The organism is Acidobacterium capsulatum ATCC 51196, assembly GCF_000022565.1.
GTDB classification, from domain to species: domain Bacteria; phylum Acidobacteriota; class Terriglobia; order Terriglobales; family Acidobacteriaceae; genus Acidobacterium; species Acidobacterium capsulatum.
The window spans coordinates 2,895,280-2,908,559 of sequence record NC_012483.1 but is presented as its reverse complement, the minus strand read 5'-3'; the positions used below and the strand labels follow the sequence as shown (position 1 = coordinate 2,908,559).

General features: G+C 59.8%; 7 protein-coding genes. 3 read left to right on the top strand and 4 right to left on the bottom strand.

Annotated features, from left to right (window positions below; genetic code table 11):
* The first annotated feature begins 180 nt into the window (after nt 1-180).
* From ACP_RS11920 to ACP_RS11910, 3 genes are read left to right on the top strand one after another with little or no spacing between them, the layout of a single operon-like run.
* On the top strand, nt 181-2,760 hold the full coding sequence (locus ACP_RS11920; protein ID WP_015897586.1) for an ABC transporter permease: 2,580 nt from the start codon (nt 181-183) through the stop codon (nt 2,758-2,760).
* A gap of 18 nt (nt 2,761-2,778) precedes the next feature.
* Nucleotides 2,779-5,220 (top strand): ABC transporter permease, encoded by a 2,442-nt coding sequence (locus ACP_RS11915; protein ID WP_015897585.1) that lies wholly within the window; start codon nt 2,779-2,781, stop codon nt 5,218-5,220.
* A gap of 12 nt (nt 5,221-5,232) precedes the next feature.
* Nucleotides 5,233-7,662, top strand: a complete 2,430-nt coding sequence (locus tag ACP_RS11910; RefSeq protein WP_015897584.1) for an ABC transporter permease — start codon at nt 5,233-5,235, stop codon at nt 7,660-7,662.
* A gap of 78 nt (nt 7,663-7,740) precedes the next feature.
* Here the strand turns inward: ACP_RS11910 and ACP_RS11905 are convergent, their stop codons facing one another.
* Genes ACP_RS11905 through ACP_RS11890 form a run of 4 tightly spaced genes read right to left on the bottom strand, consistent with a single transcriptional unit; the run spans nt 7,741 to nt 13,277 of the window.
* Nucleotides 7,741-9,114 carry a sensor histidine kinase gene (locus tag ACP_RS11905; RefSeq protein ID WP_015897583.1) on the bottom strand — a complete coding sequence of 458 codons (1,374 nt, stop codon included), beginning with the start codon at nt 9,112-9,114 and terminating at the stop codon, nt 7,741-7,743.
* A 13-nt stretch (nt 9,115-9,127) separates the two neighbouring features.
* Entirely contained in the window at nt 9,128-10,531 is a 1,404-nt protein-coding gene (locus ACP_RS11900; RefSeq protein ID WP_052294797.1) for a sigma-54-dependent transcriptional regulator, read from the bottom strand.
* Between the two features lie 23 nt (nt 10,532-10,554).
* A complete protein-coding gene (locus ACP_RS11895; protein WP_015897581.1) occupies nt 10,555-12,588 on the bottom strand; it encodes a TolC family protein in 2,034 nt (677 codons plus the stop codon).
* Nucleotides 12,585-13,277: an ABC transporter ATP-binding protein gene (locus ACP_RS11890; protein ID WP_015897580.1), complete on the bottom strand. Its 693-nt coding sequence runs from the start codon at nt 13,275-13,277 to the stop codon at nt 12,585-12,587. The genes ACP_RS11895 and ACP_RS11890 overlap by 4 nt, the downstream gene beginning before the upstream one ends.
* Nucleotides 13,278-13,280 lie beyond the last annotated feature (3 nt).

Below are 13,280 nucleotides of genomic sequence, written 5' to 3'. Positions count from 1 at the left end.
GACTCAACTACGTACTGAGTCCAACGCTGATTCATCCCCGAATCGTGTCCATAACCGGACACATGCGGCGCAAATTCGGACAATCGGCGCAATCCCATCTTGCATAACCCCTGCTGTATCAACAGCAGCGCACTCGGAACAATGGCCCACGAATTGCGTAAGCATACGTGGAGAGCCGCCATGCACACCCTGCTGCAAGACCTTCGCTACGCACTGCGCCAGATGCGCAAGTCGCCCGGATTCACCCTGACCACCGTGCTGACGCTGGCGCTCGGCATTGGGGCCACAACGGCGATATTCACTCTGGTCAACGCGGTACTGCTGAAGTCGCTGCCCGTCAAAGATCCTGCCGGGCTATGGCGGGTGGGCAACACCAACGCCTGCTGCGTAGACAGCGGCTTGCCCAGCTTCGACTCTACATCCAATGACTGGTCCATCTTCTCCTATGAGCAATACCGCGAATTCCGCGATCATACCCCGGGCTTTGCCAGTCTGGCTGCTTTTCAGGCGAGCCAGCCGCAAATGGCCGTGCGGCGTGCGGGCAGCCAGCATGCGGCTCAACCCATGTTTGGCGAAATGGTCTCAGGAAACGCATTTTCCACTCTCGGACTGAGGGCCTATGCCGGCCGCCTGCTGCAGCCATCGGATGATCATGATGGTGCCGCGCCAGTCGCGGTGATGAGCTATCAGGCGTGGCAGCAGAGATATGGCGGCGATCTTTCAGTCATCGGCGCGAACTTTCTGGTGAACAATGTGCCGGTAACGATCGTGGGCATTGCTCCGCCGGGCTTTTATGGGGAAGAGTTGCGCCCCACTCCGCCTTCGCTGTGGTTTCCGCTGCATATGATCACAGAGCTCCAGCCGCAGCAGGACCTGATGCATCATCCGGAAGAGCAATGGCTGAATCTGTTTGGCCGTCTCGCTCCCGGAGCTACAGCCGGCGCGGTGCAGGCGCGGATGATCGTCGAACTGCGGCAGTTTTTGAAGAGTCCCATCAGTGGCATCACCGGACCGGCAGCAGCACTGATTCCCCGCCAGTACCTGCGCGTCACGCCTGGCGGCGGCGGCGTGCAACGCATGCAAGACCAGTACAAGGCAGACCTGCATCTGCTGATGTGGATCTCAAGCTTCGTCCTGCTGATCGCCTGCGCCAATCTTGCCAACCTGATGCTGGCGCGCTCCACCTCGCATCGCCAGCAGGTCTCCGTGCGCATGGCCCTGGGTGCCCCGCGGCGGCGGCTTGTGCAGCGTGCGCTCATTGAGAGCCTGGCGCTGGCTGTCATCGGCGGCTTTGCCGGATTACTGGTCGCCTGGGGTGGCGCCCATCTGATAGTTCGCCTGGCCTTTCATCACGATTCGCTGGAGAACCTGCACGTCAGTCCCTCGCTGCCTGTGCTTGGCTTTGCATTTGCAGTCTCGCTCCTTACCGGAATCCTCTTCGGAGTAGCGCCCGCATGGTTAGCGGCGCATGCCGATCCGATTGAAGCCCTGCGCGGAGCCAATCGCTCGACCGGCCGGCGTAGCCTCTTTCTGCAGAAGGCGCTTGTCATCACGCAGGCATCTGTCTCCGTAGTGCTGCTGTGCTCGGCGGGGCTGCTCGTCCTGAGCCTGAACAAGTTGCAGCACCAGAACTTTGGCTTCGTCACCACCCATCGTTATGTGGTCCACATCGATCCGCAGACGGCCGGCTACCAGCCCAGTCAACTGGATGCGTTTTACCAGCAGTTGCACGACACAATCGCGGCGATTCCCGGTGTGGCGCGCGTTTCCTATTCATTGAGCAGCCCGCTCGATGGCGAAAATACCAACACGTCTGTGTACATCGAAGGCCTGCCCGCGCCCCCTCCAGAATCGAATGCGAACCTGGCGGGCTTTGATCGTGTAAGCCCGGACTACTTTGCAGCCATCGGCAGCCGAATCATCGCCGGACGGAGCTTCACAAAGGCTGATGACAGATCCAGCAGGCCAGTGGCGATTGTGAACCAGGCCTTTGTGCGCGAGATTCTGCATGGCAGGGCCGCCATCGGCATGCACTTTGGCGATTGGGATCCAAACGACAACAACACCTTTGAGATCGTAGGCGTCGTGCAGGATGCAAAGTACCAATACGCGGATCACGCGGCGAGGCCCATGTTCTTTGAGGCGGCGGCGCAGTGGACTTCGCTCCCGGCTACGGATACGCAGGCCGCAAATGATCTGCGTTATGTGAACACAACCCACTACATGCGCGCGATTGAAATCGAAACACACGGCCGCGTGCCTGATCTGCAGGCTAAGGTGCGCGAGGCTCTGACCGGAATCAATCCCAACCTCATCATGATTCGCTTTGCCTCACTGGGCGAGATGGTGCGCTCGTCTTTGAGTTGGCAAAACATGATCGCGCAATTGACCTCGTTGTTCGGATTGCTCGCGCTCGTGCTGGCTGCCATCGGCCTCTATGGCGTCACCGCTTACAACGTAGCGCAACGCACCAGCGAAATTGGTGTGCGCATGGCCCTCGGCGCAGATCGCAGCAATGTGCTGCAGATGGTGCTGCGCGGAGCATTCCTGCAAACAGGTATCGGCCTGCTGATCGGGACTCCCGCAGCGATTCTGGCCGGACACATGATGAGCACCAGCCTCTTCGGTGTCGGCGCGTGGAATCCGGCAGTGCTGGCGAGCACCATTGCAGTTCTGGCTTTCGCAACCGTAGTTGCAGCCATTATTCCGGCGCGCCGCGCATCGTCTGTCGAGCCAATGCGGGCCCTGAGAAACGAATAGACACAGGAGCACACCTTAATGCACACCCTGCTGCAAGACCTTCGCTACGCGCTTCGCCAGATGCGCAAGTCGCCCGGATTCACGATCATCGCCATACTGACGCTGACCCTTGGCGTTGGCGCCGCCGCTGCGATCTATAGTGTCGTGGATGCGGTGATCCTCGAGCCCTTGCCCTATCAGCATCCTGACCGCATCTATTCGCCGACTACCATCGCCAAAGAAGGCTACTTTCAGCCGCCCTCCTGGCCCGGCTATGAAGACATGCGCGCGCAAAACCAAAGCTTCAGCGCCCTGGCCGGCTACACCGACTACACCGGCACCAATTTGCAAACCAAGTCAGGACCGGTTGCGCTCAACCTCATTGCCAGCACGGCCAACTTCTTTCAGGTATTCGGCGTGCAGCCGATTCTTGGCCGCACCTACCGGCCAGATGAAGACCAGCCCGGCAAAAATAATGTCGCCGTGCTCAGCTATGAGGTGTGGAAGGCCAACTTCAACGGCGACCCCAATGTGGTGGGCAGCAAGATTGATCTCGACGGCAAGCCCTATACCTGCATCGGGGTCATGCCGGCCGGGTTCACACTGCTCAGTGACCGGCATGCCATCTATGCGCCGATCGTGGTCCCCAAGGGCGAGCAGACCGCGCGCGGCAGCCACTGGCTCATGACCATCGGTCTGCTCAAACCCGGAGTCTCTCTGGCGCAGGCACAGGCAGACATGAATCACGTCATGGCCAATGTGGGCCGCGCCTATCCTGACAGCGATGCCGGGCGCAAGGTTGAGATGATCAGCGTTGCCAAAGAAACCTATGGGCGCGATGCCGGCAGCCTCTGGACTCTCGCCGGAGCGGTGCTCGCCGTGTTGCTGATTGCCTGCGTCAATCTGGCGGGACTGCTGCTGGCGCGCGGCGTCAAGCGCGAACGCGAAATGGCTTTGCGCACCGCCATCGGGGCCTCTCGCAAGCGCGTCGTGCGCCAGGTGCTCACTGAGAATCTTGCGCTCGCATGCTTCGGGGCCATCGGCGGTATCTTCGTCGCGTGGCTTCTGCTCGCAGCGATGCGCAGCTTTCTGGTCACAGCCGTTGCCCGTGGCGCCAATGCCCATCTGGAGTGGAAGGTGCTGCTCGCGGCCATTGTGCTGGCCAGCCTCACGAGCCTGCTGGCTTCGCTCGCGCCCGCACTGCGTCTCTCCGGCACTGATCCCAACCGGGCACTCAAAACAGGTGGAAGCGCCGGCACCAGTGGCACACAGCATCGTCTGCGCTCAAGCTTCATCATCACGCAGATGGCTCTTTCGCTTGTCCTGCTGGCCGTGGCCGGAGTGCTCTTCCGTTCCATCGCCGGCTATCGCAATGAAAACCTCGGCTTTAATCCGCACCACCTTCTCACTGCGCAAATCAACCTTGCACCCGCGCGTTATGGCAATCGCAATGTCTGGACAGACTTCTACCAGCCCTTGCTCGAACGCGTGCGCCACATTCACGGCGTAGAGGGTGCCGGACTCATCAGCACGGTCCCGATTCTCGAAGGCAGCGGCACCAACGAGGAAATTCACATCTCAGGCCAGCCGCCCTATCCTCCCAATGAATTTTCCCTGGCCGAGATTCGCTTCGTAAGTCCCGGCTACTTCCATGCCATGGGTCTGCCCCTGATTCGTGGACGCATGCTTTCTCCTCAAGTCGATCTGGCCAGCAACAAAGCGGCCACTGTCGTGGTGAATCAGGCGTTCGTAAATAAGTACATCCCTTCTTCGCTCGACCCTGTGGGCCAGCATCTCGACGACGCGGATCAGGCCGACAACAAGACCCGCATCGTAGGCGTCGTTGCCAGCGCGCGGCAGGATCTCATCAGCCATGGCCCGCTGCCAGAGATGGATATGCTCTACACGGAGTTCCAGACCAAAGACATGGGCACCTATCTCATGTCCACACGCCTCATGGTGCGCACTTCGGGCAGTCCCAAAGCCATCATTTCCGATCTACGCCGCATTCTGCATAGCCTTGACCCTACGATTCCCTTTCGCCAACCCGTGACCATGGAACAAGCCATCTCGAGCCGCCTGGTGATGCAGCGCCTGGAAGGCTGGCTCTTCGGCATCTTCGCCTCACTTGCGGTATTGCTGGCAATCATTGGCCTCTATGGGCTCATCAGCCATGAAGTGGAGCTGCGCACGCGCGACATCGGTGTGCGCATGGCACTCGGGGCAACGCGTGCAAGCGTGCTGACCATGGTGCTGCGGCGCGTGACAATCCTCATTGCCATTGGCGTCACTCTCGGCCTCGCGCTCACCGCTGCAGCGCAAAGAGTGATCGGCTCGGTTGTGCAGATCCGCTTCATTCATCAGGTTGGGCTGATGCTCGCACTCGCCATGGGACTGGCGACGGTTGGATTATTGGCAGCATTAATCCCCGCACGGCGTGCGGCAGCCGTAGAACCAATTCAGGCATTGCGCACCGAATAGGAGAACAGCACCATGCATACCCTGCTGCAGGACCTTCGCTACGCGCTGCGCCAGATGCGCAAGTCGCCGGGATTCACGATCACCGTTGTGCTGACGCTCACGCTCGGCATCGGCGCCAACACGGCGATCTTCAGCGTTGTCAACGCGGTCCTGCGGCATCCCGAAGGAATCGACCACCCCGGCCGCGTCGCCGTGCTTCATGTGGATTACAAAAAGCTAGGATTGAACATATCCGAAGCTTCCATCCCTGACTATGCGGATGCAGCCTCGATGCATCACCTGGTCGAGGCAGCCGCCCTCGAGGATGAAGACGGATTCAACATCGAGCAAAATGGACACATGGCGCGGCTGCGCGCGGCCGACGTTACGCAGCAATGGTTTCAAGTCTTTGGAGCCAGTCCCATTCTCGGCCGCGTCTTCAGCGCCGGGGACGAGCTGCCCGGCGCTGCGCCCGTCACCGTCATCAGCTACAACCTCTGGCAGCAGCAGTTCGGCGGCGCGGCAGACGCCATCGGCAAGACCATAGACCTCGACCAGAAGCCGTATCGCGTCATCGGTGTCATGCGCAGCGACTTTGACTGGCCGCGCCAGCGCATGCTGTGGGTCCCCATGGGACTGCCGCCTGCGGCCTTCGTCGAGCACAATCGCTTCAACGAGAACGGCACCGCAGTGGTGCGCCTGCGACCCGGCATCACACTCGCACAACTCAATGCGGGGCTACAGCAGAAGATGCAGGAAGAGTTCCGCCTGGGCACCTATGGCGGTTATGCGCGCCAGGCCGGATGGTCGATGTATGCCACGGCTTTCACCCAATACATCGCCGGCTCATTGCAAAAGCCGCTCTATGTACTCTTCGGCGTGGTGGTGCTGGTGCTTCTGATTGCCGCAGCCAATGTCGCCGGACTCTTCCTGGCACGCAGCTCGGCGCGCGGGCGCGAGTTTGCCATTCGCGCGGCATTGGGTGCAAGCACCCCACGCATGGTGCGGCAAATCCTGATGGAGACGTTGCTGCTCGCCGGTGCAGCCGCGCTCATGGGCTGCCTGGCGGGGCCTGCGCTCGGGCGTTTCATCCTGAGCAGCATTCCACACAGCCTGGCTACCGGCTATTCCGTGCGCATGCAGCCCGCCGTGCTGCTATTTACAGCGGCCATCGCAGTGCTCACTGCGCTCGTCGCCGGAATGGGTCCGGCATGGCGCATGACGCGGCACAATCAGTCGCTCGAGTTGCGCGAGGGTGGCCGCAGTGCGACGGCATCCGCCGAAAAGCAACGCCTGCGCAGCGTCTTTGTCATTGGCGAAATCGCCATGGCCTTCCTGTTGCTCTGCGGCACCGGACTCTTTCTCACCAGTCTGCGTCAACTGCAGCAGGTGAATCCCGGCTTCGATTCGCACCATGTTCTGGTCGGCGCGGTCTACTATGCCGGCCATAATCTCGAAGGCAATCAGGCGCGCCAGGCGCAATTCGTTCATTCGGTTGTTCAAAATCTTTCCGCTCGCCACGGTGTGCAAGCAGCCGCTGTCTTTCCGGTGCCATTTGGAACAGGCCCGATGGCCAGCACTTTCTCGATCGAAGGCCGCCCTCAGGTGCCCGATCAGGCACAGATGCACAGCCAGTACAGCTACTCCACGCCCGGCTACCTGCAGGTCATGCGAATTCCTCTGATTGCGGGCCGCTGGTTCAGCACGGACGACCGCAACGGCACCACGCCGGTGGTGGTCATCGACGCGCACTTGGCGCACCGCTGGTGGCCGCACAGCAACCCTATAGGGCAACGCATCGGCAGTCCCGATGGAAAGAATTGGGCAACCGTCATCGGCGTAGTTGGCAATATTCGCAACGACTCGCTTGAGCAAAATACCAGCGACGGCATGCGTTATTACCCCTTTGCTCAGTCTCAAAACGGCGGCGTGGAATTTATAGCGCGCTCCCATGAGAATTTGAAACTGTTTCAGGCACAATTGCAGCAAGCCGTGCAGCAGGCTGACGGCGCCCAGGCAATTTCCACTAGCGAGACGCTCGACTCGCTCATCGCGAATACCCTCGCCGGCCGTCAACTCATCGTGTGGATGCTCGCAGCCTTCGCCGGGCTGGCGCTGCTGCTCTCCATCATCGGAATCTACGGCCTGATCAGCTACATCACCGCGCAGCGCACGAGTGAGATGGGGGTGCGCATGGCGCTCGGGGCGCAACGCCGCGATGTCCTGCTCCTGGTGCTCCGCGCGGTTTTGCGCTGGACCGCCGTCGGCCTGCTCTGCGGCGCGGCCTGCTCGGTCGCAGCCTCGCTGCTTCTGCGCCATGCCTTCGCCGGATTCGGCGATGGCCTCGCGCTCTCCATCTTGCTTTCCACCGCAGCGCTGCTGCTCGCCGGCTCCTGCGCCGGACTTCTGCCGGCCTATCGTGCCGCCTCCGTAGACCCCATGCAGGCTTTGAGAAATGAATAGTTCTCCCGGGGATTTGCGTCTCTCAAATGCTTTGGCACCTTCGCAAAGCCTGAGGCAAACTTGACTGGAGAAGCGGATTCACGAAGACAGCGAAGCCGCCTGCAGCGGCAGGCGCACCACGGCTTCGCAGCCCTGAACGTCGCGGCGGTTTCGCAATTCGAGCGAGCCGCCATGCGCCTCTGCAATTTGCCGCGCCAACGCCAACCCCACGCCGCTGCCGCTCTTCTTTGTCGTATAGAACGGTACAAAAAGGTTCGTCTCATTGGCCAGCCCCGGACCATTGTCAGCAATGACGGCCACTGCCAGGCCGCCCTGCCGCGAAGAAGCAATTGTCACTTCAGGAGTTACATTCTCTCCTCCACACTCCTCTTCACGGCTGGCCGCTTCCACGGCATTACGAACCAAATTGATGAAAAGCTGCTCCAGTTGATCAGGATCGGCCTGCAAATCCATCTCTGCCAGCGAGACAATCCGCACCTCCGATCGTGTCTCCAGTTGTGCCACGCGCTGCAGCAACGGCGCCAATGCGACACGCTGCAAAGTGGGTGATGGCAATTGGGCCAACTGCCGGTAAGATTCCACAAAGCGATGCAATGACTCGGCACGGCTCTCAATTACACTTAGACCGCGCTCAAACTCTTCCCGGGCCTCACTACGCAGTCGCAGGCTGCCAGCAATCGACTTGATGGGCGTGAGAGAGTTGCTGATCTCGTGACCCAGCACGCGAATCAGTCGCTTCCATGCCTGCTGCTCCTCTTCACGCAGAGCCAGACTTACGTCAGAAAGCAGCAATAACAAATGGGGCGCTCCCCGCTGGCGAAAGCGGCTGCGGCGCACCATCCAGCGGACAGTGCGGTCATTCAACTCTTGCTGCCAGATGCCTTCCTGCGGCTGCGCGAGCAATCCAAGCAACCCCAACTCTCCCGCAGATTTTCCAATGTCTCGCGAAGCACTGAGGCGAAAAGCGCGCTCAGCCGCGGGATTGAGCAGCCGCAATGACTCCCGATGATCAAAGGCGAGCACCGGCGCATCCATCTCCGCCATCACCCGCTGCAGCAATGCGATGGCTTCAAGCGCCTTCAGCCGCTGGCTCTGCAGCATGTCGGCCAGCGCATTAATCTCGCGCGCAAGCTCCCCCAGCACATCATCACGATGCGCCCCGCGCGCGCGAAATGAGTAATCTTCCTCGCGGAGCGCGGAGACTACATTGGAGAGTGTCTGCAGGGGGCGCACCGAGGACTCATAGAAGGCCAGAAAAATGAAGATCAGTAGAAACCCGAACACCGCGAGAATGGCGACAATGGCTGTCGCGGAAAGATGCTGCTCCGCCAGCAAGGCTCCCACCAGGCCCAGCAGAGCAGCCGCAACGAGCACGCAAAAAATGCGGTAACGCGTGGCAAACGAAACGTGGATCGCTTGCCTGTCCCGTGCTGCTCCGCGTTGTTTGCGCATTTCCTCCCTGGAGCTAGAGGCCATACTTTTCCATCCGCCGATAGAGCGCTCCGCGGCTCAGCCCCAGGGCTTCAGCCGCCTGGCTAACGTTGCCGTGACAACGCGCCAGCGCCTTGCGGATGAGGATACTCTCTACGGATTCCAGACTCATTTCTTCGAGCGATGACGAAGAGACACGAGCCTTGTTCAGTCCAAGGTCCGAGACCTCAATCTGACCGCCGCGAGCCATCAGCACCGCACGTTCCATCGTATGGTCCAGCTCGCGCACATTGCCCGGCCAGTCATGCTGCATCATTGCCTGCAATGCAGTCGGCGCAATGGCCGACACCGGCTTGCGGTAGCGCTGCGCATACCGCGCCAAAAAATGCGCGGCCAACAAAGGAATATCCTCTCGCCGCTCACGCAGCGGCGGCAAATGAATTTCGACGGTGTTGAGGCGAAAAAGCAAATCAGCCCGAAAGCGGCCTTCTTCGACCTCCGTCTGCAGATTGGCATTGGTCGCTGAAAGCACGCGCACATCGACACGGCGCGTCTTTGACGAACCCACGCGCTCCATTTCTCCTGACTCCAGCACCCGCAGCAGCCGTGCCTGCTGCCGCAGCGGAACATTCGCAATCTCGTCAAGAAAAAGTGTGCCGCCATCGGCCAGCTCAAAACGCCCGATGCGATCTGTACGCGCGTCGGTAAATGCGCCCTTTACATGCCCGAAGAGTTCGCTCTCAAACGTGCCCTCAGGCAGCGCGCCCGTATTCACCGCCACCAACGAGCGAGGAGCCCGGGATGAGAGCCGGTGCAATGTCTGCGCGACGACCTCTTTGCCTGTTCCATGCTCTCCCGTGATGAGTACGTTAGCGCCAGAGGGGCCAATGCGCGCAATGGTCGCCAGCACCGGCTGCATGGCCGGCGCGGTTGCAATCATCTCCGGCAGGCCCTCGGCGCGCAGCAGACGATTCTCCGCCTCAAGGTGCTGCGCCTTGCGTACCGCGTGGTAAAGATCAATCTGCGTCCGCAGAATAGTCAACAGACGCACGTTGTCCCACGGCTTCTGAATAAAGTCGCGCGCGCCCCGCCGCATAGCTTCGACGGCTACATCTACATTGGCCCAGGCCGTCATCACAATCACGGGAGCCTGGCTGTCCATGGCTTGAATCTGCGAGAGCAGATCCAGCCCTTCGCGGCCCGAGGTCGTGTCGCGCGTGTAATTCAGATCGATGAGCAGGGCATCATAATTGCCGCACTGCAGCGCTTCCAGCACCATGCGTGGCGAACTGGCACGCTCGATGCGATAGCCTTCCGGCGCCAACAGGATTTCAAGCGCATCCAGAATGTGCGGTTGATCATCGGCAATCAGCACGCAGGGCGGCAGTGCATCCTGCTCACCCCCCCGCGGCGCTTCAAACTGTACATTCGCAGCCATAGAACTTACCGGTGCTTTTGATTCTACGGCTGAATGTTGTGGACTACACCCAGGCGCGCATCATCAATCGAAATGTCCACCTGGTCCAGCGTCTCGCCGGTCGCGCGATCAATATCCACCTGAGCCTTGGCATATGCGGCCTGCGCATCGTAGAGCGCCGACTGGGCCACCGCCAACGCGTCCTGGGCAGCGAGCGTGTCATAGCTCGACTTCGCTCCGAGCTTCTGTTCCTGCTCTGTAATTGCAAAAGTCTTTTGTGCCAGGTCACGCGCCTGTTGTGCCGCGGTCACGCGGGCCTCGGCCTGCCGCAGCGCATACTGCGAGTTGCGCACGTCAAACAGAATGCTCTTCTTTTGCTCCTCAAAGGCAAGCTGGCGCTGCCGGTACTCGAGCACCGCACGAAACTGGTCAGCCTTGGCGATGCGATTGCGCAACGTAATGTTCAACTGAAAGCCCGCCTGGTACTCCGGCGAAGAATAGTTGAATGCGTTCTGCAGAGACCCTCCGTAGGAGTTTGGCAGCGGTACGGTTTCACAGCCGGCGCAGTTTGGGTTTGGCTGACCCGCATTACCCACGCCTGCATATTCGCCATATAGACTCAGTGACGGCAAAAGTTCATTACGAATACTCTTCAGGCTGCGTTGCGCAATCTCCATGGCTAGCTGATCCATCGTCACATCGGGACGATTTTTCTCCGCTTCCTTAATGAGCGCATCAATAGGACGGTCTGCGTTGGGATCAGAAGGCGTCTCCAGTGTGAGCGGCACCACAGGCATTTCGACCAGCTTTGGATCGCTGATCGTTTTGGTCAGAGCGTTCTTGATCAGCAGTTCATTCAGGCGCAAATTAGCGCGCGCCACAGTCAGATCACCTTCGCGGGCAGCAACATCGGATTCATCCTTGAGCACCTGCATCTCAGGAATCGCCTGCAGCTTCAACTGCTTCCTGTCGTCATCCAGCGTCTTCTGCGCAAACTGCAGAGCATTTTCCTTCACCTGTTCATCTTCATACGCATTCGCTAAATCCCAGTAGATGTCCTCTACCTGCGTAACCGTGGCGATCACCTGTGCGCGAAATCCCAGGTTGGTGAGCTGCATGTTTTTCTTTGCAATGTGAATGTAGCGATCATTGGTCGCCAGGCCAAAGCCCTGCAGCACCGGCTGATAGACATAGAACTGAAACGCTGACTCAAGCGTAGGATTCGTCGCGTTATACAAGCTGTTCGTCGTCTGCCGCAGCCCCTGATAGTCAAACTGAATGTTGGTCCCCAACGGAAAATACTGCCGGTATTCCGCCTCGCCCTCCACCGTATTCTGATCAAAGACTGGCGTGCCCGTAGTCACAATATTGGTCAACTGCGTCTTGGTGTGATCTACAAAGCCGACTGCGCTCAATTGCGGATCATACGAATGCACGGCACTGCCTTCACCTAGGGTCGAGGTCACAATGCCGCCCGCGCCGCCCGCCGAGGCTCCCGCGCTGCCTGCGCTGCTTCCGGCGCTGCCCGCGCTATTGCCCGAACCAAAGGATTGCCCATTCCCGCCGGGCGTATTCTGCCGCACGCCTACATTTACACCATTGGCGACCCCGCCCGCCTTGGTACGCGCAAGGTCGGTGCGCGCAATGGGCAGGTTATAGCGAAAATAGGCAAGATCAAGATTATTCTCAATCGCCAGGGCGATCGCTTCGCGCAGCGAAAGATAGAGCTTTCCGTTGATCTCAAGGCTCTTGAGCCGCGGTGAATTGCTCAAATCAAGCGGTGGCACCGTGCTGGGCATATAAGCTGCAAACGGATTGTGCGAGTGCGGCTCCTCCACATGAAAGCTGTCTCTCGGCAGCGCATAATGCCCGACAGCATTCTCATGAATCTGCTGCTCGATAGTCGTCGCCTTCGCCGCTGGCTGCTGCGCCGGTTGCGGAGCGCTGGGAACCGCGTGCGTGGAGTTTGCGGGCCCAGCGGGAGAAGCTGTCTGCGCCACGGTGGCAGCAGGAAGCAACAACAAAGCAGAAATACTGACTGGAACCAGAAGCCGGGCAAATGGAGAAAAGAACTTCACGAAGCAGATACCTCCGCAGACGCCGTGTCCTTGACCATCCATCCGTCGCGCAGCTCGATCACGCGCGAACCGTAAGCGGCATTGGCGTCAGAGTGCGTCACCTGCACAATCGTCGTCCCCTGTCCATTCAACTCCCGAAACATTTCCATAATCTCTCTGGCATGGCCGGAATGCAGATTGCCCGTAGGCTCATCGGCCAGCAGCAATGCGGGCTTGTGAATCACCGCGCGTGCAATGCCTACCAGTTGCTGCTGCCCACCTGAGAGCTGTGATGGATAGAGATCTTTTTTACCGACGATATTGAAGCGGTCCAGCGTATCGGCCACCATCGCCTGCCGCTCAGAACGCGGCATATTTTTATATGAGAGTGGAAGATCAATGTTCTCCGCCACCGTCAGATCATCCAGCAGGTGATAGCTCTGGAAGACCATGCCGATCTCACGCCGCGCCACGTCGGCTCTCTGCTTGCGGCCCAGCTTGTGTACCGGCTCACCTTTGAGCCAGTACTCGCCTTCCCATTGGTCATCGAGCATTGCCAGCACATTCAGCAGCGACGACTTACCCGCCCCCGATGGCCCCATGATAGTGACAAACTCGCCCTCGGCAATCTGCAACTGGATGCGGCGCAGCACCCACTCCTGCCCGGTGCCCGTTTTGTAACTGCGTTCGATATCTTTTAGCTGAATCATTCT

Excerpts from the sequence above, each read along its gene's own strand:
- ACP_RS11920 (WP_015897586.1), top strand. The coding sequence starts at position 181 with ATGCACACCCTGCTGCAAGACCTTCGCTACGCACTGCGCCAGATGCGC.
- ACP_RS11915 (WP_015897585.1), top strand. The coding sequence starts at position 2,779 with ATGCACACCCTGCTGCAAGACCTTCGCTACGCGCTTCGCCAGATGCGC.
- ACP_RS11910 (WP_015897584.1), top strand. The coding sequence starts at position 5,233 with ATGCATACCCTGCTGCAGGACCTTCGCTACGCGCTGCGCCAGATGCGC.
- ACP_RS11905 (WP_015897583.1), bottom strand. The coding sequence starts at position 9,114 with ATGCGCAAACAACGCGGAGCAGCACGGGACAGGCAAGCGATCCACGTT.
- ACP_RS11900 (WP_052294797.1), bottom strand. The coding sequence starts at position 10,531 with ATGGCTGCGAATGTACAGTTTGAAGCGCCGCGGGGGGGTGAGCAGGAT.
- ACP_RS11890 (WP_015897580.1), bottom strand. The coding sequence starts at position 13,277 with ATGATTCAGCTAAAAGATATCGAACGCAGTTACAAAACGGGCACCGGG.